Annotated in this window: 23 protein-coding genes; 17 read left to right on the top strand and 6 right to left on the bottom strand. The window is 61.9% G+C overall.

Annotation, left to right across the window (positions count from 1 at the left end; translation table 11 throughout):
- Positions 1–417: 417 nt before the first annotated feature.
- Complete coding sequence (locus ABIE33_RS30900) at positions 418–1329, bottom strand: LysR family transcriptional regulator (RefSeq protein WP_429132163.1); 912 nt, start codon at positions 1327–1329, stop codon at positions 418–420.
- A 114-nt stretch (positions 1330–1443) separates the two neighbouring features.
- Between ABIE33_RS30900 and ABIE33_RS30895 the strand changes: the two genes are divergently transcribed.
- The 16 genes from ABIE33_RS30895 to nuoG all read left to right on the top strand — a co-directional run bounded on the left by ABIE33_RS30895 (position 1444) and on the right by nuoG (position 18174).
- Positions 1444–2796 (top strand): MFS transporter, encoded by a 1353-nt coding sequence (locus ABIE33_RS30895; RefSeq protein ID WP_429132161.1) that lies wholly within the window; start codon positions 1444–1446, stop codon positions 2794–2796.
- A gap of 44 nt (positions 2797–2840) precedes the next feature.
- Positions 2841–3239 (top strand): hypothetical protein, encoded by a 399-nt coding sequence (locus ABIE33_RS30890; protein ID WP_429132159.1) that lies wholly within the window; start codon positions 2841–2843, stop codon positions 3237–3239.
- A gap of 393 nt (positions 3240–3632) precedes the next feature.
- Positions 3633–4133 (top strand): NADH-quinone oxidoreductase subunit J family protein, encoded by a 501-nt coding sequence (locus tag ABIE33_RS30885; RefSeq protein WP_429132157.1) that lies wholly within the window; start codon positions 3633–3635, stop codon positions 4131–4133.
- Complete coding sequence (gene nuoK, locus ABIE33_RS30880) at positions 4133–4435, top strand: NADH-quinone oxidoreductase subunit NuoK (RefSeq protein WP_429132165.1); 303 nt, start codon at positions 4133–4135, stop codon at positions 4433–4435. Before ABIE33_RS30885 ends, nuoK begins: the two co-directional genes overlap by 1 nt.
- 4 nt (positions 4436–4439) lie before the next feature.
- Positions 4440–5903, top strand: a complete 1464-nt coding sequence (locus ABIE33_RS30875; protein WP_429132155.1) for a monovalent cation/H+ antiporter subunit D family protein — start codon at positions 4440–4442, stop codon at positions 5901–5903.
- Positions 5900–6154: a hypothetical protein gene (locus ABIE33_RS30870; RefSeq protein ID WP_429132154.1), complete on the top strand. Its 255-nt coding sequence runs from the start codon at positions 5900–5902 to the stop codon at positions 6152–6154. The genes ABIE33_RS30875 and ABIE33_RS30870 overlap by 4 nt, the downstream gene beginning before the upstream one ends.
- Entirely contained in the window at positions 6147–7907 is a 1761-nt protein-coding gene (locus tag ABIE33_RS30865) for a Na(+)/H(+) antiporter subunit D (protein WP_429132153.1), read from the top strand. The genes ABIE33_RS30870 and ABIE33_RS30865 overlap by 8 nt, the downstream gene beginning before the upstream one ends.
- 8 nt (positions 7908–7915) lie before the next feature.
- Positions 7916–9391, top strand: a complete 1476-nt coding sequence (locus tag ABIE33_RS30860) for an NADH-quinone oxidoreductase subunit M (RefSeq protein WP_429132152.1) — start codon at positions 7916–7918, stop codon at positions 9389–9391.
- The gene (locus tag ABIE33_RS30855) at positions 9388–10827 is read left to right on the top strand and encodes an NADH-quinone oxidoreductase subunit N (protein ID WP_429132150.1); all 1440 of its coding nucleotides are present in this window, start codon (positions 9388–9390) and stop codon (positions 10825–10827) included. The genes ABIE33_RS30860 and ABIE33_RS30855 overlap by 4 nt, the downstream gene beginning before the upstream one ends.
- A gap of 154 nt (positions 10828–10981) precedes the next feature.
- Positions 10982–11347 carry an NADH-quinone oxidoreductase subunit A gene (locus tag ABIE33_RS30850; protein ID WP_429132148.1) on the top strand — a complete coding sequence of 122 codons (366 nt, stop codon included), beginning with the start codon at positions 10982–10984 and terminating at the stop codon, positions 11345–11347.
- Complete coding sequence (locus tag ABIE33_RS30845) at positions 11335–11838, top strand: NuoB/complex I 20 kDa subunit family protein (protein ID WP_429132147.1); 504 nt, start codon at positions 11335–11337, stop codon at positions 11836–11838. Before ABIE33_RS30850 ends, ABIE33_RS30845 begins: the two co-directional genes overlap by 13 nt.
- Positions 11835–12371, top strand: coding sequence for an NADH-quinone oxidoreductase subunit C (locus ABIE33_RS30840; RefSeq protein WP_429132144.1), 537 nt, complete (start codon positions 11835–11837; stop codon positions 12369–12371). Before ABIE33_RS30845 ends, ABIE33_RS30840 begins: the two co-directional genes overlap by 4 nt.
- Positions 12372–12510: 139 nt before the next feature.
- Positions 12511–13725: an NADH dehydrogenase (quinone) subunit D gene (nuoD, locus tag ABIE33_RS30835; protein ID WP_429132142.1), complete on the top strand. Its 1215-nt coding sequence runs from the start codon at positions 12511–12513 to the stop codon at positions 13723–13725.
- 17 nt (positions 13726–13742) lie between these two features.
- Positions 13743–14255 carry an NADH-quinone oxidoreductase subunit NuoE gene (nuoE, locus tag ABIE33_RS30830; protein ID WP_429132140.1) on the top strand — a complete coding sequence of 171 codons (513 nt, stop codon included), beginning with the start codon at positions 13743–13745 and terminating at the stop codon, positions 14253–14255.
- Positions 14256–14259: 4 nt separating this feature from the next.
- Positions 14260–15525, top strand: coding sequence for an NADH-quinone oxidoreductase subunit NuoF (gene nuoF, locus ABIE33_RS30825; RefSeq protein ID WP_429132138.1), 1266 nt, complete (start codon positions 14260–14262; stop codon positions 15523–15525).
- Between the two features lie 30 nt (positions 15526–15555).
- Positions 15556–18174 carry an NADH-quinone oxidoreductase subunit NuoG gene (gene nuoG, locus ABIE33_RS30820; protein WP_429132136.1) on the top strand — a complete coding sequence of 873 codons (2619 nt, stop codon included), beginning with the start codon at positions 15556–15558 and terminating at the stop codon, positions 18172–18174.
- Between the two features lie 125 nt (positions 18175–18299).
- Here nuoG and ABIE33_RS30815 read toward each other — a convergent pair whose 3' ends face one another.
- From ABIE33_RS30815 to nuoH, 3 genes are read right to left on the bottom strand one after another with little or no spacing between them, the layout of a single operon-like run.
- The gene (locus ABIE33_RS30815; protein ID WP_429132134.1) at positions 18300–18740 is read right to left on the bottom strand and encodes a CBS domain-containing protein; all 441 of its coding nucleotides are present in this window, start codon (positions 18738–18740) and stop codon (positions 18300–18302) included.
- Positions 18741–18785: 45 nt separating this feature from the next.
- Complete coding sequence (locus ABIE33_RS30810; RefSeq protein WP_429132132.1) at positions 18786–19352, bottom strand: NADH-quinone oxidoreductase subunit I; 567 nt, start codon at positions 19350–19352, stop codon at positions 18786–18788.
- A gap of 10 nt (positions 19353–19362) precedes the next feature.
- A complete protein-coding gene (gene nuoH / locus ABIE33_RS30805; protein ID WP_429132130.1) occupies positions 19363–20364 on the bottom strand; it encodes an NADH-quinone oxidoreductase subunit NuoH in 1002 nt (333 codons plus the stop codon).
- Between nuoH and ABIE33_RS30800 the strand changes: the two genes are divergently transcribed.
- Positions 20363–20542 carry a hypothetical protein gene (locus ABIE33_RS30800; RefSeq protein WP_429132128.1) on the top strand — a complete coding sequence of 60 codons (180 nt, stop codon included), beginning with the start codon at positions 20363–20365 and terminating at the stop codon, positions 20540–20542. The two genes, nuoH and ABIE33_RS30800, sit on opposite strands and share 2 nt — an antisense overlap.
- A 99-nt stretch (positions 20543–20641) precedes the next feature.
- Here the strand turns inward: ABIE33_RS30800 and ABIE33_RS30795 are convergent, their stop codons facing one another.
- Together ABIE33_RS30795 and ABIE33_RS30790 are read right to left on the bottom strand one after the other, a co-directional pair.
- Positions 20642–21817: an ABC transporter substrate-binding protein gene (locus ABIE33_RS30795; protein WP_429132127.1), complete on the bottom strand. Its 1176-nt coding sequence runs from the start codon at positions 21815–21817 to the stop codon at positions 20642–20644.
- 52 nt (positions 21818–21869) lie between these two features.
- Positions 21870–22235 carry a hypothetical protein gene (locus ABIE33_RS30790; protein ID WP_429132125.1) on the bottom strand — a complete coding sequence of 122 codons (366 nt, stop codon included), beginning with the start codon at positions 22233–22235 and terminating at the stop codon, positions 21870–21872.
- Positions 22236–22260: the final 25 nt, after the last annotated feature.

Below are 22260 nucleotides of genomic sequence, written 5' to 3'. Positions count from 1 at the left end.
CCGCAGGTTCAAATCCTGCCCCCGCAACCAAATCAAAAAAGCCCGCCAGGTGAAAACCGGCGGGCTTTTTGTTTGACTCCTAACAGGCCGAGGAGTGGAGCAGCCCGAAGCCAAGGGGCAAAAGCCAAATTCGGAACACGAAACCACAGATAACGACCCTCCAGCGAGCCCAGCTCCGGGCGTGTTTGGTCTATCAATCTTTCCAATAGCTTACCCACCCCCACAGTTGAGGATCGTGCTCAATTCGCCGGGCAGCGTGGTGTAAGTTTCGCCGCGTTCCGAGCCTGGTGTCAGACCATCTTCTCGATGAGCGAGCGCAGCGTCCCGACCGCTTGCTGCCGTTCCTCTGGCCGTCCGCCATGCGGGAACATAGGCTTTGGTCGAGAACGTCCGAGCAGAAGTCTGCCGTGCCAGAAATCAACGACGGACATAATCCTTGAGGAAACGGAGCCAGGCCCGGATTTTCTGCGGGACCATCTGCATGGGCAGGTGCATCGCGTAAATCTGGTGGTCGGGAAAGCGATAGGACGGCAGGGCGTCGGCCAACGTGCCCTTGGCGAGTTCTGGCGCCACGAACCAGTCAGGCAGAAGTGCTACGCCTGCGCCGGCAATCGCTAGCGCCTTGACGACCGATGCGTTGTTGGCAAGTAGCCGGGACCGACGAGGCACCTCGAACGCGCATTCGCGCCCGTCTTCGTCGAACATTTTCCAGCTTTTCACATGGTCGACGGTGGCATTGCTGATGTGCGGCAGCGCGCTCAGCATCGCGGGCGTACCAACGACAGTCCTTTCAACGCAGGCGATAATGTCCGGCGACGCGACTGGCCTGAGCTGATACGTCCCCAGGTGCACACCGGCATATGGCGAGGTCTGGAATTGCTCGTTGCGCCCCAGCCGGATGGCGACGTCAAAGCGGTCGCGCAGGAGGTCGACATTCGTCGGATAGGCTTCGAACTGGACGTCGAGGTCTGGATGCAGCGCGGTGAATTTCTGAAGCGCCGGAGCGATCACCGCGACGCCATATTCAACAGTCGATGTCAGGCGCAAGCTGCCGCTCAGCATCGTTTGCTCCGTGCGCGCTTCGGCAATCGCCGCATCGGCTTCCGTGAGAATGCGCAGGCAGCGCGCATAGAACCGTTCGCCGGCATCGGTCAGAGCAAGGCTGCGCGTGGTGCGATGAAGGAGCGTGACGCCCAATTCGCTTTCGAGCTGCTTGACGTTGAAACTGACGGCGGCTCTGGCCTGATTGAGTTGCTTGGCAGCCGCTGTGAACGATCCTGTTTCCACGACGGCGCGGAAAACAGTCAGGCGGTCAAGACTCACCGTCATGCATGCACTCCGATTGGTAAAGAAATACGACAAGTGATGTAGAATTGTATCGCCTTATTCGACAACATGAAAGGGAATATCCCGCAGGCGTCATTCCCATCGAAGGTTTTCCCGTTGTCCGCCCGCTCCCGAATTGCCACCCTCTATCTTCTCGGCTTCGCGGTCGATCTCGCGAACATATTCATCTTCAATGCCGCCCTGCCGGCGTTGCAGCGGGAGCTGAACGCATCGGTCGTGCAACTCGCCTGGGTCGGCACGATCTACATGCTCGGCCTGACTGTCGCCATTCCGCTGGGGAGCTGGCTTGCGCGTCGGATCGGCGAGCGCCGCGTGTTCATTGCCTCCCTGCTCATTGTGGCGGTGGGCGGCATCGGCGGGGGCATGGCCACTGGGATTGCGACGCTTCTCGCCTGGCGGCTCGTTCAGGGTCTCGGCGGAGGACTGCTCGTGCCGGTCGGCCAGAGCATGGCCTATCGCGCCTATCCGCCGGAAGACCGCGCCCATCTGACGGCCGTGGTCATGACGGTTGCGCTGCTGGTGCCGGCACTTTCACCCGCCATCGGCGGGATCGCGGCCGATCATCTGTCCTGGCGCTGGGTGTTTATCGGCGTTGCACCATTGGCAGCGGCGATAGCAGCATTGGCCCTTGCCTGGGCGCCGGTCGATCGGTTGGCGGAAGCGAAGCCGGCGCTCGACATTCCCGGCTTCCTGTTGAGCGCCATCACCCTGTTTTGCCTTCCCCTGGGCCTGACGCTCATGAGTCAGACGGGAAGCGGCGTTCATGCCGCGATTGTCCTTGCCTTGGCGATTGTCGCGGGCGCTGCCTATGTCCGCCATGCGCTGCGTTCGTGCGAGCCGCTGCTTGATCTGCGTCTGCTCTCCGATCCGATGCTCAGGACCGGCAGCATCATCTACCTTTGTGTGCCGGGCGTTTTCACGGGCGTAAACCTGATCGCCTCCCTGTACTTGCAGGACCGCCTTGGTCTGACGGCCACACAGACGGGAATGCTTATGCTTCCATGGGCAGCCGCATCCTTCGTCGCCATCATGTTCACGCGGCGGCTGTTTCCGTCCCGAGGCCCACGCCCGCTCTTTCTCGTCGGCATGACCGTCACCTGCGCCGGCGTGCTGCTGTTGGCCACACCATTCGCCGGAATGTTCGCCGTCAGAATCGCGTCCTTTGTTGCCATGGGCTTCGGGGCGAGCCTTTGCACTTCCACGGCCCAGACGGCAGCCTTTACGTCGGTTCGGACGGAACGGATGGCAGAGGCAAGTGCGCTGTGGAACATCAACCGTCAGCTCAGTTTCTCGCTCGGTGCGAGTGTGCTGGGAGGCTTGCTGGGGCTTTTCCTCGCGACCAGCGACGGCGCGGCCGACGTTCTGCCCTACCGCTACTGTTTTGTGATCGCTGCCGCTCTGATCGTGTTTCCACTGCCCTTCGTTCTGCGCCTGCGGCGGGCCGACTAGCGCGCGTAGCCCATTTTTTCACAATGTCCGACAAGGAGCCGAACATGACCGATACTGAAAAATTCTTCCGTGAGATCTTCGATATCCACGTTGCGATCGAACGCTGGTTCACCGGGGCGGCTCGCCCCTCCGATCTGGTGCAACTGCTCGAACGCTTCTCGCCTGAGTTTCGCATGATCTCCATGCAAGGGACCGCTCTCGGCAAAGAAGGCGTGGGTGAATTGTTCGGACGCCTGCACGGGAAACGCCCGGAGTTGCGGATCACGGTCGACGAGATGCAGATCAGTCATGAATGGGCGGGCGGAGCCTGCGTCACCTATCGCGAGACGCACGCGGATGCGGGCGGGGTTGAAACCGCAAGGCGCTCGACCGTGGTGTTGGAAGCTTCCGCAGATAGTTCCCTCCAGTGGCGGCATCTGCATGAAACGCCGATTGCGGCTTAGGCACTTCTACGATGCCCCTTGCGCACTATCCTCTTCAAAAGCAAAAGAGCGGCTTGCAGAGCGTGTTGGTATCGGCGGTTGCATGCTCCGCAACCAAATCAAAAGAAGCCGCCCCGAAAGGGCGGCTTTTTGTTTGGCTTGCGAGCCGCACGAAGAGGGTGCCCGTCTATCCGCTTGCGAGGGAGTTTTGTGACTTTCGCTTCCAGCGTTTGCTTAAAGGTCTCGGCAGCAATCGCGCCACTATCGGACCAGCGCATCCGATTCAGCCGCCGACAATAATCTTGTGAAAAATCCGATACTAGGGCACAATTTATGAACGCATCTAAAGTGCGGCGCTATCTCCAATCCGGCCGTCTCGCCGAGTGACAGTTCGCGCCGGAGGGGCGGCGTCGAATGGATCAGGGGTTTTTTCTTCTGTTCGCTACGGTGGCCGTGGTCGCGGCCCTGATGGTCGTCGTGGCGCGGAATCCGGTTCACAGCGCATTGGCGCTGATGGCTTGTTTTCTGCAGATCTCCGCAATCTTCATCATGCTCGCGGCGCCCTTGCTCGCCGTCATCCAGATCTTCGTCTATGTCGGCGCGATCATGGTGCTGTTCCTGTTCGTGATCATGATGATCGATGTGCGGGAAGCCGTCTTGCAGCGGTTCTTGCCGGGCGGCAGCCTTCCAACTCTCGTGCTGCTCGTCCTGCTTGGGATCGAGATGCTCGTGCTGGTGATCCGGAGCGACCGTTTTTCTGCCACCGAGCCCGTCGCGACGCGCGGCGGTGATGCGATCAGACAGCTCAGCACGACGCTTTTTGCCGATTATCTCCTGCCGTTTGAAGCCGCCTCCGTGATCCTGCTGGCGGCTCTGGTGGGCGCCATCGTGCTGGCGCGGAAGGAGCAGGGGTGATGGTTCCGCTCTGGTGGTATATTTTGCTCGGCGTGGCCCTGTTCGTGATTGGTGCGGCGGGCGTCTTGCTCAGACGAAATATTCTGGTTGTGCTGATGTCGCTGGAGCTGCTGCTCAACTCGGTCAACATCAACTTCATCGCTTTCGGCCGTCAGTACGATGATTTCCGCGGGCAGATCTTCGCGATCTTCGTCATCGCAATCACTGCGGCGGAGGTTGCCGTCGCCCTTGGCATCCTGGTCGCCCTTGTGAGGAACAAATCCACCCTCAAGGTCGACGACGTGAACATGATGAAAGGATAGCGGCTTGGACCCGGAGACATCGATCCGGCCGCTACTTGCCGTCGCCGTCCCGGCTCTGGCGGCCCTTGCGGTTGTCCTTCTGAACAACCGCGAGAAACTCCGCGACGTCGTCTCGCCGTTGGCCGCGATCGCCCTGTTCGCGATTGTCGCCTCGATGGCGCCCACGGTGCTGGCGGGCGAGACCGTCAATTTGCGCCTTTTCGAGATACTGCCGGGGATCGACTTCGCTTTCCGCGTCGATGCGCTCGGCATGGTCTTTGCCACAGTCTCGTCACTTCTATGGATCGTGGCCGCGATCTATTCCATCGGCTACATGCGGCACCTGAACGAGCATGCGCAGACCCGGTTCTTCGCCTGTTTCGCCACCAGCCTCGCAGCGGCCGTCGGGGGCGCCTTCGCCGCCAATCTGTTTACGCTGGTGATCTTCTACGAGGTGCTCAGCCTCGTTACCTATCCGCTCGTCTACCACCACGAGGACGAGGAGGGATGGACGGGCAGCCGCAAGTACCTCGTCTATCTGATGGGTGCATCGAAAAGCGTGCTGCTCGCCGCGCTGGCGCTAACCTACCACATTGCGGGGTCGCTGGACTTTGTGGCGGGGGGACTGCTGGCGGGGGCCGATGCCTCGGCGGCGCTGCTGACGGTCGTCTATTTCTGCTATCTTTTCGGCTTCGCCAAGGCAGCTGTGATGCCGGTGCACGCATGGCTGCCTGCCGCGATGGTGGCGCCGACGCCAGTCAGCGCGCTCTTGCATGCGGTGGCCGTGGTCAAGATGGGCGTGTTCTGCGTGCTGCGGGTGGTGTTCCACGTCTTTGGCGTCGGGCTGGTCGGCGAGCTGGGCCTCGGCATAGCCACGGCCTATCTGGTCTCGTTCACCATCCTGATGGCGTCGGTCTACGCCCTGACCCGGGACGACCTGAAGGCCAGGCTCGCCTATTCGACCGTGAGCCAACTCTCCTACATCGTGCTGGGCGTGGTTCTGTTGTCGCCGGTCGCAATGGTCGGCGGGATTATCCACATTGCCGCTCATGCCTTCTCGAAAATCACACTCTTTTTCTGCGCCGGGTCGATCTATTGCGCTTCCGGCAAACGGAACATCAGCGACATGGCCGGTATCGGCCGCAGGCTGCCCTGGACGATGGGGGCATTCTTTGTCGGCTCGCTCAGCATGATCGGGGTGCCGCCGACCGCTGGCTTCGTCAGCAAGTGGTATCTGGCGCTGGGCTCTGTGGAGGCGGGGGAGATTGCATTCCTGATCGTGCTGTTAGTGAGTTCGGTCCTGAACGCCGCCTACTTCCTGCCGGTCAGCTATGTCGCCTTTTTCGGGACGGAGGTGCAGGAAAGTCCGGCGACGGTCCGTGAAATTCCGATGATGACGATCCCCTTGGTCGCAACCGCCATCCTGTCAGTGCTGATGGGCATCTTCCCCGGCTATTTTCTCGCTCTGGCGGACGGAGTGGTCAAATGATCAAGCGCGTCGTCGACTTCTTTGGTGACGAAGAACATGCGAGGCAGCGCCGCCGACTGTTCTATCTGGTGCTCGTCCTGATCGTCGTCGCCGACTTTCTGGTTTCTCGCGAGCACGCCGAATACCTGTGGGACCGCCTGCCTGGCTGGTCTGCCGTCTACGGCTTCGGCTCCTGTGTGCTTTTGATTTTCGTTTCCAAGTTCCTCGGCCATCAGGGTGGGCTCATGCGGCGCGAGGACTATTATGACTGATTTCATCCATCCGGGTCTGATCTTCATTCTCGGCGCGTTGGCGATCCCGTTGCTCGGTGGGTCGATCCGCAAGGCATATCTGCTGCTGATTCCGGCGCTGGCGATCCTCGCCGTGCTGGCGATGCCGCCGGGCAGCCACGGCGAGATGCAGTTCATCGGGCAGGAAGTCCTGATCGCGAAGGTCGACAAGCTGAGCATCGTCTTCGCCACCGTTTTTACCATCATGGCGCTGATCGGAACGGTCTACGCGCTGCACCTGCCTCACGCTGGCCAGCATGTCGCCGCGTTCGTCTACGTCGGCAGCGCGCTCGGTGTGGTGTTCGCCGGCGATTACCTGACCTTGTACCTGTTCTGGGAGGGCATGGCATTTGCCTCTGCCTATCTGGTCTTCGCCCAGGGCAGCCGGCAGGCGGTCGCCGCCGGTTTTCGCTATCTCATGGTCCACATCACCGGCGGCGTGGCGCTGCTCGGCGGCATCATTCTCCACGGGCTCGCCACCGGCTCGCTGCTCCTCGGCCCGATCGAGGGGGGGATGGGGGTGGGCGCCTACCTGATTCTTGCCGGGTTCCTGCTCAACGCGGCTGTGCCGCCGCTCAACGCCTGGCTGACCGACGCCTATCCGGAGGCGACCGTCACGGGGGCGGTGTTCATGAGCGCTTTTACCACCAAGACCGCCGTCTACGTGCTGGCACGGGCGTTTCCGGGCACCGAGCTTCTGGTCTGGCTCGGCACCGCGATGGCGCTCTACGGCGTCATCTACGCGGTGCTGGAGAACGACTGCCGGCGACTGTTGGCCTACCACATCGTCAGTCAGGTGGGCTACATGGTGGCGGGCGTCGGCATCGGGACGGAGATGGCTGTGAACGGGGCAACCGGCCATGCCTTCGCGCATATCCTCTACAAGGCGCTTTTGTTCATGGGGGCCGGGGCGGTAATCTATGTTACTGGCCGTCGCAAGCTCACCGAGCTTGGTGGGCTCTACAAAACCATGCCGATGACCGTGGCGCTCTATATGGTCGGTGCCTTCGCGATTTCGGCATTTCCTTTCTTCTCCGGCTTCGTCACCAAATCGATGGTGGTGGCCGCCGCCGGGCAGGATCATCGGGCGCTGGTGGTGCTGGCGCTGACGATGGCGTCGTCGGGGACCTTCCTGCACACTGGACTGAAGCTCCCGTACTACATGTTCTTCGGCACAGACCGGAAGCTGGAGGCGCGGGAACCGCCCGGCAACATGCTGGTCGCCATGGGCATGGCGGCGGTGCTCTGCATCGCGATCGGGGTGTTCCCCCAGATGCTTTACGCGCTGCTGCCCTATCCGGTCGACTTCGAACCCTACACTGGCGTCCATATCACCGAAAGCCTGGGCGTGCTGATGTTCACCGCGTTGGGGTTCGTGTTGTTCCTCAAGGCGCTCGATCCCGAGAACACGATCAGCCTCGACACTGACTGGTTCTACCGCAAGGGTGCGCGGGTCTTCATGTGGATCGCCGAAAAACCGCTGGCGCGCTACGAAAAGGCGGTGAGCGACGTGTCAGAGACCGCGGCGCTGCCCTTCCTGCATGGGGCCGCACGGGCGGGACTGCGGATCGATCTCACCGGCGTGGACGCCATCGTGAACGGCGTCGCCCGCTCGATCCTGCGTGGCGGCGGGGCGCTGCGTCGGCTCCAGACCGGCGTCGTGACGCACTACGTGCTGGCGATGATTGTCGGTGTGATCGCCGCCGTTGCCGTCTTCGCCGTGGCGTGGCGGTAGGAGGTGCGATGGGATTCCCGCTACTAAGTCTCATCGTATTCACACCCGTCGCCGGGGCAGCGGTTCTGATCTTTCTTCGCCGTGACGATGCGGTACGATGGACAGCGCTGGGTGTCACCATCCTCGACCTCGCTCTCTGCCTGGCCATGCTGGCCAGCTTTGACACCACCACCCATGAGATGCAGTTCACCGAGAGGCGCCCGTGGGTGCCCGCGCTTGGGATCACATATGCGCTCGGCATCGACGGAATAAGCGCGCTCTTCGTGTTCCTGACTGCGCTGCTGGGCTGGATCTGCGTGGTTGCCTCGTGGACCGCGATCGACCGCAAGGTGAAGGAGTTCATGGTCAGCCTGCTGGTCATGCAGGCGTTGATGCTGGGCGTGTTCTGCGCGCTCGACCTGTTCTTGTTCTACGTCTTCTGGGAGGCGATGCTGATCCCGATGTATCTGATCATCGGCGTCTGGGGCGGCGAAGGCCGGGTCTATGCAGCATTCAAGTTCTTCCTCTACACGCTGGCGGGAAGCCTTCTATTCCTAATCGGTGTCATCGTGCTCTATTTCCACGGTGGCGAGACCTTCGACATCCTCGCCCTGACAGCGCAGGATTTGCCGTTCGAGGTCCAGTCCTGGCTGTTCTTCGCGTTCCTGATCGCCTTCGCGGTCAAGGTGCCGATGGTCCCGGTCCATACCTGGCTGCCGGATGCCCATGTGCAGGCACCGACGGCGGGCAGCATCATCCTCGCGGGCGTGCTCCTGAAAATGGGCGCGTACGGATTCCTGCGGTTCTCGCTGCCGATGCTGCCGGAGGCGTCGGTGCACTATTCGACGCTGATGCTGGCACTTTCGGCGCTTGCGATCGTCTATGGCGGGTTGCTTGCGCTGGCGCAGGACGACCTGAAGAAGCTGGTGGCCTATTCGAGCATCAGCCACATGGGCTTCGTGACATTAGGGATTTTTGCGCTGAACCTGCGCGGGCTTGAGGGCGGCATCCTGCAAATGTTCAATCACGGCGTAACGACAGGCGCGTTGTTCCTGTTCGTCGGCCTGATCTACGAGCGGACACACACTCGCAGTATGGCGCAATATGGCGGGTTGATGAAGGCGGCGCCGGTTTATACCGCGTTTCTCGCGTTGTTCGTCCTGTCGGCGATGGCGCTGCCGGGAACGAATTCGTTCGTGGGAGAGTTGCTCGTGCTGTCGGGCGGTTTTGCGGCGGACCTGGCCGTTGGCGCGACCGCCGTTGTGGGCGCATTGCTGGGCGCGGCCTATCTGCTTGGCATGTACAGGAAAGTCGCGCTTGGTCCAGCCAGCGTCGGCGCCCGGTTCAGCATACACGATGTAAATGCCCGCGAGATGGCCGCAATCCTGCCCCTGGCCGTCTTCGTGCTTTGGGTAGGGCTCTATCCGAAACCCTTTCTCGACATTATCGACGCCTCCGCGAAGCATCTGCTGATGCAAGTGCACGGTAAGGGGAGCGGCCAATGACTGCCGCCGCGCTCCTCCAGTCGGTGCTCGCGAGCCTGCCCGAGATCGTGGTGATCACTGGGGCCTGCATCCTGCTGATCCTGGGACAGTTTCTGCGCAAGGGGCAGGAAGCTTTCCTTGTCTGGGCTTCCGTCGCGGTCGTGCTGATTGCCGCCTTTGTGACACTCAAGCTGGCCGGCGAGGTGCGGCCGGCCTACACGGGCATGTTCATCGCTGACCGCTTCGCAGTCTTCTTCAAGTTTGTGTTCTACCTCGCCACCGTTCTGACATTCCTGCTTTCGCGACGATATGCCGAGACCGAAGGGATCGGGAGCAGCGAATACTATGTCCTGCTGCTTCTTGCGCTTTCGGGAATGATGATCATGGCCTCGGCGACCGACCTCCTGTCGGTCTATGTCGGCGTCGAACTGATGGCGATCTGCACCTATGTGCTGACTGGCTTCCTGCGGCGAGAGCAGCGATCGAACGAAGCGGCGCTGAAATATGTGATCCTTGGCTCTGTCTCGACCGGGATTTTCCTGTACGGCGTTTCGCTGCTCTACGGGCTCACCGGCACCACGCAGCTGGACGCGATGGCTGCGGCGGCGACCGGCGATCCGCTCGATCCCGGATTGCTGCTGGCTGTGGTCTTCATCGTCGCGGGGTTGGTCTTCAAGGTCGGCGCGGTGCCGTTTCACATGTGGGTACCGGACGTCTATGAAGGCGCGCCGACGACGATCACCGCCTTCATGTCGGTAGGCCCCAAGGCGGCTGGGTTCGCGGTGATCCTGCGGGTGTTTCTCAACCCGCTGTTCGCAGCTTCGGACGTTTGGATCATCGTCGCGGTCATTGCGGTGGTGACGATGGCGCTCGGCAGTTTCGTGGCGCTGGTGCAGGATAATTTCAAGCGCCTGCTGGCCTATTCCAGCATCGCCCATGCCGGGTTCGCCATGTTCGGCGTGGTGGCCGGCAGTGCCGACGGGATCGCCAGCGTGATGCTCTACCTGTTGATCTACTCTTTGATGAATCTCGGCATTTTCGGTACCGTCATCATGATGCGGAACGGCGATTTCTCGGGCGAGATTATCGAAGACTACGCGGGTTTCGCCAAGTCGCATCCCGGATTGGCGCTTCTGATGCTGCTCTATCTGTTCTCGCTGGCCGGCATTCCGCCGACGGCCGGGTTCTTCGCCAAGTTCTACGTCCTGGTCGCGCTCGTCGAGCGCGGTTTCGTCATCCTGGCGGTGATCGCAGTGCTGCTGAGCGCCGTCGCCGCCTACTTTTACATCCGCATCGTCATGGTGATCTACATGCGGGGGCCGGAGAGGGCGTTCGACCCGGCGCTGACGCCCTTGGTCCGCGCCACGCTCGCCTTCACCGCCATCGGCACCATCGGCATCGGCCTATTCCCGGCATGGTTTCTGAGGCTTGCCCAGCATTCGGTGTTTGGGGGCTAATCGATTGGATTTGCAATGATCCGCCCGGCAGAATAGACTGGGAGTTCAAGAAAGGACAGCCCAAGTCCCTTCCCTGGGCGACGCATTGCCGGTCCTGAATTGGGTCGGTCGCGGCTTGAGGAAAGCCCTCGGCGGGTGAACGGGGCAACGCGATATGATTGCGATGGAGTTCCTCCCGGTTCTTGTCATGGTCGCCGGAATTGTTCTGGTGGCGGGGGCGACGCTGTTTGTCTCTTCGCTGCTGCGTCCGTCCAATCCCTATCCCGCGAAGAACATGCCCTATGAATGCGGCGTGGACCCGGCAGGCGAGGCCGCCGGAGGCCGATTCCGGGTGCAGTTCTTTGTTCTCGCAATCCTGTTGGTTGTCTTCGATGTCGAAACGATGTTCCTCTTTCCCTGGGCCGTCGTGCTGAAAGACATTGGGCTCGTCGGCTATGTCGAGATGTTCGTCTTCATATTGCTGCTTCTTGTGGGCTTCGCCTACGCCTGGCTGAAGGGAGCGCTGGAATGGGAGGCGTAAACAATGCGATCCGCGACAGCGTGCTGTTCACCACCGCCGAGAGCGTTATCAACTGGAGCCGAAAATCGGCGCTGTGGCCCGAGACGTTCGGTATTGCCTGCTGCGCCATCGAGATGATTTCGGCGGGGTGCGCCCGCTATGATCTCGATCGGTTCGGCGTGGTGTTCCGGCCATCACCGCGCCAGTCCGACGTGATGATTATCGCCGGTACCATAACCCGGAAATTCGCGCCCGTCGTACGCCGGCTCTATGATCAGATGCCGGAACCACGCTGGGTTATCGCAATGGGCACCTGCGCTATATCGGGCGGGGTCTACAACACCTACGCCGTGGTGCAGGGGGCGGAGACCTTCGTACCGGTAGACGTGCATGTTCCCGGCTGCCCGCCACGGCCCGAGGCGCTGATGCATGGCTTCCTCCTGCTTCAGGAGAAGATCAAGAAGTCCCGAGGGCTGGCCGGGACGCCTCTGGACCGGATCGCGGTGCCATGAGCGTGGAGACACCCCTCAATCTCATCCTGATCACGGAGCACTTCGGCAACGCAATCGATGATCTTGGCTTCGCCCATGGTGTTCATGCCTTCGCCGCTCCGCCGGGGATAATCGTCGAGCTTTGTCGGTTTCTGAAGGAACACCCGGCGCTGCGGTTCAATTTCCTGTCGGACATCTGCGGGGTCGATCATTACCCGGAGGTGCCGCGCTACGAGGCCGTGTACCACCTCTACTCGCTGCCGAACAAATGGCGCGTTCGAATCAAATGCCGCCTCGACGATCCGCCACGGGTCCCGTCGGTGACGGGCGTCTGGCGGACCGCCAATTGGCATGAGCGCGAAGCCTGGGACATGTACGGGATAAGGTTCGAGGGCCACCCCGACTTGCGGCGGATCTACATGTGGGAAGGCTTCGAGGGTTTCCCTCAGCGCAAGGACTTTCCGCTTCGCGGCTACAAGGACGAGCTGAACCCGTTTGGCGTCGAAGGCCCGCCGCCGACGCGGCCCGACCTCGCGACCAAGAACATTCCGTAGAGCGGGATGAGGAAAAGTGTGCGCGGTTTTCCGCCCGCATCCCGCTCAAACTTTTTGGAACCGATCACGTTCATGATTTGGGTCGATTCGACCCAAATCATCGTGATCTAAGGAGGCCGCTCCACGCCGGGAACTTGAGATGACCGAAGTCACGGAACTGAGCAGGCCGGAAGGCGAAGCGCTCGACACCAAGGAGGTGCTCCTCAATCTCGGCCCACAACATCCCAGCACACACGGGGTGCTGCGGCTTGTCCTTGAGCTCGACGGCGAATATGTCGCTCGCGTCGACCCGCATATCGGCTACCTCCACCGCGGCACGGAAAAACTGGCCGAGAGCTTCACCTACACCCAGATTTTTCCGCTGACCGATCGGCTCGATTACGTCTGCCCGCCGTCGAACAACCTGGCTTTCGCGCTCGCGGTGGAGAAGCTCCTGGGCATCAAAGCGCCGATCCGTGCGCAATATATCCGCGTGCTGATGGCGGAGCTGGCGCGGATCTCCGGTCATCTCCTGATCACCGGCGCGCTGCCGCTGGACCTGGGCGCAATGACCGCGTTGCTCTACGCCATGCGCGAGCGCGAAATGATCATGGACCTCTTAGAGATGATCAGCGGCGCGCGGATGCACACCTCCTTCTGCCGGGTCGGCGGTGTGCGCGAGGACCTGCCCGACGGTTTTTTCCCCAAGATCAGGGAGTTCTGCGACATCTTCCCGAACCGGATCCGCGACTATGAACGGCTGGTCGAGAACAACAGGGTGTTCCTGAAGCGCACGCAGGGAATAGGCGTGATCACCGCCGAAGACGGTATCGATTTGGGCCTGAGCGGCCCGAACCTGCGCGCCTCCGGCGTCGACTGGGACATCCGCCGCGACGAGCCCTACGAGATCTACGACCGGCTCGACTTCAACGTCATCACCCGCAACGAGGGCGATTGCTACGCGCGCTGGCAATGTCGGGTCGAGGAGATGCGCGAGAGTATGCGCATCATCGAACAATGCCTCGAGCAGATGCCCGAGGGGCCGTTCCAGATCGACATGCCGACGATCGCTTTCCCGGTGGACAAGGACAAGGTGCATTGCTCGATGGAGGCACTGATCCAGCACTTTGACCTGTCGGCGTACGGCTTCAAGGTACCGAAGGGCGAAGTCTATTCGGCGATCGAGGCGCCAAAGGGCGAGCTCGGGTTCTACATCATCAGCGACGGGTCGGAAAAACCGTTCCGCATGAAGGTGCGGGCACCGTCGTTCGTCAACCTCCAAGGCCTGTTCGGGACGAGCAATGCGCACTACCTGGCCGACATGATCGCCGTTCTGGGCAGCCTCGACCCGGTGATGGCCGAGGTGGACAAGTAACGGGAGATTTGGACGCGATGAACATGCGCGAAAAGATCGAAGTGGCGGCGGCGCGGTATCCGGACCAGCGCTCGGCGATTATGCCCGCGCTTCTAATCGCGCAGAAGGAACATGGCCATCTGCCCGGCCCCGTGCTGGAAGAGGTCGCCGACATCCTCGGTGTCGAGCGGATCTGGGTTTACGAGTTGGCGACGTTCTACACCCTTTTCCGCACCGAGCCGGTGGGGGTGTTCCACTTGCAGCTCTGCGACAATGTATCCTGCATGCTGCGTGGATCGGAAGACTTGCTGAGGCATCTGGAGGCGGTGCTGGGGATCAAAAAGGACGGCACGACCCTGGATGGGCTGTTCACGCTTTCGACCGTCGAATGCCTCGGCGCTTGCGAGATGGCCCCGGTAATGCAGGTCGGCGACGACTATCACGGCGGCCTCGACATCGCGCGGATCGACGCCCTGTTGGAAAGGCTGCGGGCGATGACGGGGCAGGCGATTGGCGCCGATCCCGCCACCGCAGCACCGCTGGGAGAGTAGCGTCATGTCAGAAGCCGTCCTTCTCAGGAACGTGGACGTGCCGGATGGCCATCTGCTCGCGACCTACGAGGCCGGCGGCGGCTACCAGGCACTGGCGAAGGCGCTTCGCGAGCACACGCCCGACGAGATCATCGATCTTGTCAAGAAATCCAACCTGCGCGGCCGCGGCGGGGCCGGATTCCCGACGGGCATGAAATGGAGCTTCGTGCCGAAGCCGGCCGGCAAGCCGAAATACCTGTGCTGCAACGCCGATGAGGGCGAGCCGGGCACCTTCAAGGACCGGATCATCATGGAGCGTGATCCGCACCAGCTGATCGAGGGCATGGCTATCGGCGGTTACGCGATCGGGGCTGAAACCGCCTATGTCTACATCCGCGGGGAATACGTGCTGGCGATCCGGCGGCTCGAGCAGGCGCTCGCCGAGGCCCATGCGAAGGGATATCTGGGAAAGCGGATTCTCGGCTCGGATTTCAATTTCGCCGTGCATATCCATTGCGGCGCCGGCGCCTACATCTGCGGCGAAGAAACAGCGATGCTCGACTCGCTTGAAGGCAAGCGGGCGCAGCCGCGCTTGAAACCGCCGTTTCCGGCGGTCGAAGGGCTCTACGCCAGCCCGACCGTCATCAACAACGTCGAAACATTGGCCTGCGTTCCGCATATCGTGGCGCGGGGGCCGGATTGGTTCCGCGGCATCGGCCCGGACAAAAGCCCCGGCCCGAAGCTCTATTGCCTCAGCGGCCAGGTGCGGAAACCGGGCCTCTACGAGCTGCCGATGGGCATACCACTGCGCGAACTGGTGGAGGACCGCGCCGGCGGGCCACTGCCGGGGCGCAAGATCAAGGCCGTGATCCCCGGCGGGGTCTCGGCGCCGCTGATCCCGGAGCGCGGGCTGGACGTTGGAATGGACTTCGACTCGCTGGCCGCCGCCGGTTCGATGCTCGGTTCGGCTGGGGTAATCGTCATCGACGACTCGACCTGCATGGTCAAGGTCGCCACCCGGATCATCGAATTCTTCCACCATGAGTCCTGCGGCAAGTGCACCCCGTGCCGCGAAGGGCTCAATTGGGTTGTAAAAGTGCTGCGCCGGGTCGAGGCGGGGCAAGGGGCGCCGGGCGATCTGGAACAGCTGGAGGCGCTTTGCAAGGGCATTTTCGGCAACACGTTCTGCGCTCTGGGCGACGGTGCAGCCATGGGGCTGCGGGCGGCCCTAACGCATTTCGAGCATGAATTCGTCGCCCATATCGAGGCGAGGCGGTGCCCGTTTCACTGAGGAGAGCAAGTAGAAGGCCACAGCAAAGCAATGGTTAGCATCACGATAAACGAACAGACGCTGGAAGTGGAGGCGGGCTCTACCGTACTGCAGGCTGCCGAGCGTTTGGGGATCGACATCCCGACCTTCTGCTATCTGAAGCGGCTGCCGGCGCTGGCCTCCTGCCGCATGTGCCTGGTTGAGATCGAGGGACAGCGGCGACTGCAGCCAGCATGCGCGACCGCAGTCATCGACGGCATGGTCGTGCGGGCGAGCACGCCGCTGATCGAGGAAACACGCTCTTCCATGCTCGACATGCTGCTCGCCAACCATCCGCTCGACTGCCCGGTCTGCGACAAGGGCGGCGAGTGCGAACTGCAGGACCTGGTGATGGCCTACGGGCCCCGCGAAAGCCGGTTCCGTGATGCCAAACGCGTGTTCCACTCCAAGGACATCCGCCTCAGCCCGGTCATCATCATGAATGTCAACCGCTGTATCCAGTGCCAGCGTTGCGTCCGGATGTGCGAGGAAGTGGTTGGCGCCGTCGCCCTGGGCACGGTCGAAAAAGGCATGGATACCGCCGTGACCGGCTTCGAAGGCAGTCTCGCGAGTTGCGACCAATGCGGCAATTGCGTCGAGGTCTGCCCGGTCGGCGCGCTGATGAGCTTTCCTTATCGCTACAAGGCGCGGCCCTGGGATCTCACCGAGACCGACACCGTCTGCCCGCATTGCGGCACTGGCTGCCAGCTGACCGTCGGCACGCGCAAAGGCGAGTTCATGCGGGTCCGCTCGAAACAGGAGCATGGGGTCAACCGCGAAACGCTCTGCGTACGGGGACGCTTCGGCCTCGATTTCGTCGGGAGCCGGGACAGGATCAAACGGCCGATGGTCCGTCGTGATGGCGCCCTTGTTCCGGTTTCCTGGGAAGAAGCGGCGGACTATCTGCGACGGCGGCTCTCGGCCGTCGAGGGAAAGGTTGCGGGCGGGCTGGCCTCGCCGCGCCTTCCCAATGAGATTCTTTATCAGTTCCAGAAAGTAATGCGGACGGTGTTCCGGACCAATAACATAGACTGCGCGTCTCGCTGGAACACACCGTTCGATGCGCTCGGCCCATTGGTGGCCGGCTTCTACACGCGCGCGCCGCTGGAAGAGGTGATCGGCAACGACTGCGTGCTGGTCGTCGGTGGCAACGTGACTGAGGAAAACCCGGTCACCGAATATCTGCTGCGGGACGGTGCGCGGCGACGGCAGACCGACCTGCTCATGCTCTCGGCGCGGCCATCCCGTCTGGAAGCAGATGCTCGGGCAGTCGTTCGCGTTCCGCCGGGTGGTGAGGCGGCGGGCCTTGCCGCGGTGGTGGCCTGTCTCGCTGCGGCGGCCAGTCGGGCCTTGCCGAGCGATGTTCCAGCGGGTATCGGCGCGCCTACCGGCAAGCCGGGAGCAACCGATGGTGACGGGCCGGACCGCGTAGCTGCTGCGCTGCTGGACAGCGGGAGCATAACCGTTCTTGTCAGTGTCGATCTCCTGAGGTCGCCACTGGCCCGCGCCGCATTACAGCAGATCAACAAGCTGCTGCGGATTCTCCGTGCCCTCGGCAAGGATCTGGCGATGCAATTTCTCTTCGACCGCGCCAACCAGCTGGGCGCCTGGGACATGGGGGTTCTGCCGGCGGCGCTGCCGGGACTGCGTGCCGTCGTCGATGATGCTGCGCGCACAACTTTCGAAAGGGCCTGGGGCGCCGGGATCCCGTCTGAACCGGGCGCAGATTTTCAGACCATGCTCGAGCTCTGCGACGGCGGGCGGATGGGCGCGCTCTACATCGTTGGAAGCGACCCCCTGATGAGCTACCCCGACCGGAAACTCGTGACGCGGGCGCTTGGCGCCGCCGATCTCCTGATCGTGCAGGACGCATTCCTCACCGATACGGTGGGGCTCGCCGATGTGGTGCTGCCCGCAGCGAGTTACGGCGAAGAATCCGGCACCTTCACCAACAATGAGGGCCGGAACCAGAAAGTCTGCAAGTTCCGCGAAGCCGCCTTCGAGGCGCGGGGCAATCTGGCGATCCTCGACTTTGTCGCGGCGCTCCGAGATCAGCTGTTGCGGTCGTCAACGCAAGCCGAAATCTTCAACGAGATGACCCAACTGGTTCCGGCCTATCAGGGGCTGACGCTGGACGGGCTTGGTGCCGACGGCGCCTTTACCAGATCGATCCCGACACCACCTGCTGATGAGTTCTCAGCGCCACCGCCTGCCACCCCGAATGCCGGCGACCGGCTCATGCTGATCACCGGCAACTGCCTGTTCCACAACGGATATCTCTCCGAACGCTCCGCGATCCTGAATACGGTTGCGGCCGACCCCTATGTCGAGATGAGCGCGCACGATGCCGCGCAGCTTGGTCTTTCGGATCGCGATCACGTGGTCGTGCGATCCACCCAGGGCGAACTGAGAGCGCAACTCAAGGTCAACAGGCACTTTCCCAGCGGCCTGGTGTTCGTGCCGGAAAACTACAGAGACCTGCGTCTCAACAGCCTGATGCGGCAGGGCGAATACCCTTGTCCGGTGGAGGTGGAAAAGGTGCGCGGCGCCTTCGATGCGGCGACGGGAGCGGGGGCGGCCGCTGAAAATCCCGGCCGAGGCATTGCCGAGCTTCCGGGCAGTCGACCCTAGCGGGTTTCCGCTTTAAATGGAGTCGCGAAAACACGCTAGATCATTGTTTTTTTAGCATTTCCTGACGGAAAACCGCCTCGCGCTTTTCCTGGAAAGGCTTTAAACGACGTTCCCGGGTTGCGTCCTCAGCGATAGGCAGCGCCGGCGATGTATTCGTGCAGCGCCTGTTCATTGCGCAGGGCTTCTTCGAGGCGGTGCTTGACCACGTCGCCGATGCTCACCACGCCGACAGCAGCGCCGCCATCCATGACCAGCACATGGCGTGTGCGCCAATTGGTCATGATCGCCATCACAAAGGGAAGAAAATCCTCTGTCGAGCACGTCGCGACATTGCGGTTCATGATGTCGGCGACCGGCATGGTGGGCGCCTCGATTCCGTATTCCGCCACCGCATTGCAGCAGTCCCGCTCCGACAGCGTGCCCAGGCATTCCCCGGGCGAACGGCTGACAACCACGAAGCCGATGTTGTTCTCCCGAAACAACCGCAGGACTTCTACCATCGTCTGATCCGGCGTAACCGAGATGAGTTCGGGAGACTTGGTTTTCAAAATTTGGCAGACATGCATCTGAGCCTCCTGTCTACGCGTTCCGGCTTGACGGCGGACGCGCGTTCACGTTCGCCGGATATCCCGCCACCAGTTGTACCCCTGCAGCTCGGTCGTCTCGACCAGAACGTCCTTTTCTGTGTTCAGGCGCGCCGCGACCACACCGCCGCCGGTCGTCGCCTTACCCGGCTTGCCGAGCAGATCGTCACGCCCGATCACCAGGTCACGCGAGGAAAAACTCGAGAATTCGTATTGCTGGCCAAGCGCGATTGCGTCCGCTGGGCAAGCGTCTTCGCACAGCCCGCAGAATAGGCATCGGGCCGTGTCGATTTCAAATATTGCTGGCCGACGGTTGCCCTTCTCATCTTCGTAGGGAACGACTTCGATGCAGTCGCAGGGACAAATCCGCGCGCAGAGTTCGCAGGCCACGCATTTGATCTCGCCCTCGTCGTCGCGCTTCAGGAAATGGTGCCCGCGGTAACGCGCGTAAGGCAACCATTTTTCCTTGTCCGGATACTGCATGGTCACTGGTCTGGAGAACATGTAGCCGAAGGTCAGAGCCAAAGCGTTCACTAGATCGGCGAAGAACACCCAGCCGATCCATGTTCCAACTCTGTCTCCTGCGTGCGACATCGCCGCCCCGCTACGGAGCCGCTGTGGCTCCTAAAAGAACACCTGTAATAATTATGTTCGCCATCGACAGAGGAAGCAAGACTTTCCATCCGATCGCCATCAGCTGGTCGTAGCGATAGCGTGGGAAAGTGAAGCGGAACCATATGAAGACATAGATGAAGAAGGCGACCTTGAGCACAAACCAGAGAAGCGGCGGCAAGGGGAGCAACACGCCGTTCCAGCCGCCGAAGAACAGGATCACCACCAGGACCGACACCAGCAGCATAATGGCATATTCGCTGACCATGAAGAACGCGAAGCGGATGCCGCTGTACTCGGTGTGGAACCCGGCCCCCAGATCGCCTTCCGCTTCTGCCAGGTCGAAGGGAATGCGTTGCGCTTCGGCCAGTCCGGCGACGAAGAACACGAAGAAGCCGACAGGTTGGTAGACGATGTTCCAGACATCGGCCTGCGCCCGCACGATCTCGAGCAGGCTCATGGATTGCGCCAGCATGACCACGCCGATGACCGCGAACCCCATCGGGATCTCGTAGCTGATCATCTGCGCGCAGGTCCTGAGGCTGCCCAGGACAGCGTATTTGCTGTTGGCCGCCCAGCCACCGAAGATGACGCCGTAGACCTCGATCCCGATCACCGCGAGAACGAAAAGGAGCGCCACGTTCATGTTGGAGACGTAGAGCGTAATTTCGGTGCCGAGAACCGAGACGGTTTCGCCGAAGGGGATCGCGACGAACACTACGAAGGGTGGGGCAAGCGCCAGGATCGGCGCCAGTTTGAAGAGGAAGCGATCGGCCTCGGCCGGGATATGGTCCTCTTTGGTTAACAGCTTGATACCGTCCGCCAGCGGCTGCAGCAGCCCGTGCCAACCCACACGCATTGGCCCCATACGCTGCTGGATGTGACCGGCGACCTTGCGCTCCACCCAGGTCAGCGGCAAGGGCAGCAGTAGCAGGATCGCGATCAGAAACGCGACCTTGAAGACGATCAGGCCAAGAGCGACGATAAGTTCCATGATCGGCGGCTACTTATTCATCGGGTTGAAACAACGCCCGGACGTTGGCTTCAGCTATACGTTGAACACTACGCTTGCCAGTCTTTACGGTACAGCGGCGATGCATTACTTGCAAAGCGGAAATCATTTCCGCATCGCTGTTGGGCGTTTGGCGCAAACGACTTCACTCAAAACTTGAATTCAGCTGGGTCGTACAAGTCTCAGCGCAATCAGGCCCCCGCGACCAAATCGCGAGGCCCTGTCGATTTCAGGCTCGCACAGAGTCCAGCCGCCCGGCTCAGAACGAGCGTGGGGCCGGATCCAGGAGCTTCACGCTTCCGCCCGTAACTTGATGGATTGCGCAGGTCCGCCGCACGGTGCCGTTCTTTTCGAAGCGGAATGCCGCCGCTGCGCCGATGAAGCCGTTCGGAGAACGGATGTTCTCCTGGTTGATGGCGTCTTCGCCCTGGGTGCGGACGAGACCGGCTGCAAGCGCAATGATGTCGAAGCCATAGGCCGCGTCGGGGCTGGCAGCACGCTCGTAGCGGTCGAGATAGCGCGAGGTCATCCGCGAACCGTTCTCCGGACCGAAGAGACAGAGATGACTTCCGGAAAACTCCGGGCGCTTGTAGGCGGCCGCGCCCCAGCCGGAGCTTCCAACGACCATCGCGTTCGGTTTCAGATAACCGTTGGCCTTGAGTTGCGACAACGCGCCGACGTCGGAATCTCCAGCACCGACCAATACCACCGCATCGACGTCCTTCAGCTTGGCCTTGGTAGCCGCGTCGGCGGAAAACGCGGTCGTGCCCGTCACGGCAACGAGGACCGGCTTGATGCCATAGCCGGCAAGCTCGCGCTCGAGCCTTTGCCGTTCGGCAGCAGAGGCATCGCTCGGCAAAAGCACGACAATTCGCCTATGGCCGGAAGCCACTGCGTACGACGCGCCCTCGACGGCGCTGTCGATGCGGTCGGACACGAAGGCGAAGGTGCCTGTCGGTCGCTCGGCGCCGTTGTCGCGTAGTACCAGCAGTGGCGCGCGCGCACTGCCGAGCCCCTGGCGGACGGTGCTGACAGGCACGGCGGTAACGGAAACGGCGACGAGTGCGACGTTCTGGCCGGCGAGCCGCTTTGCCGCGTCCTGGATCTGCTGTGGTGATCCGTCGGTATTCTCGACCAGCAGCGAGAGCTGGCCGCCGCCAACCTCATCCACGGCGAGCGACGCGCCATCCCGGATGTCGCGTTCGCGCACCGTTTCTCCGGTCGGCGACATGAGGGCTGTGATGAGCGCGATCCGCGTCGCACCGTTGCCGAAGGTTTCCTGCGGTTTCGCCGCATGTTCGGCCGCGCGCCGGGCATGCATCGCCTGCGGCGATTCCACGTCGAGCACGTCTTGAGGGGTGGGGGTGCCCTGGCAGCCGGCAAGCACGCCGAGCGCGAACACGCCGAGGCTTAGCCATTGCCAGCGGAACGACACACACTTAGCCGGTGAAACGACAGAGCGAGACATGACGATCAGACCGCCTGTGTCAGTTCATGAAGTGGTGCATTTTGGCGTAGAAGCAGTCGCACTTGGCGAGGTAGTCCTCGTCGCGCCAATTGGATCGAAGGTAACCGTAGGCCTTGCCGCAAGCGACCTTGGTCTCGGACGCCCAGACGAAAGCTGGTCGTGTCGAGTAGATCCAGCGCGGATCGTCGGCAACGGCGATTGCCTCGTCCATGCGCGATACGACTTCCTTCGTCAGGGTGCTTACATCCTGCTCGACCGTCAACGAGGATTGGCTAAGCTCGGTGCACTGCCTGGCGGCCGGCGCATAGTCGGCTATGAGATCGGCCGCGAATCCTGAAAAGGGCATCAGAGCGACCATCGCCCCCGCCAGCATGCTTCTGATCATGAAAAGGCTCCCCCTGGAAATGCGG

Source organism: Ensifer sp. 4252, assembly GCF_050434565.1.
Lineage (GTDB): Bacteria > Pseudomonadota > Alphaproteobacteria > Rhizobiales > Rhizobiaceae > Ensifer.
The sequence above is the reverse complement of the archived record's forward strand: the minus strand, read 5'-3'. Positions and strand labels throughout refer to the sequence as shown.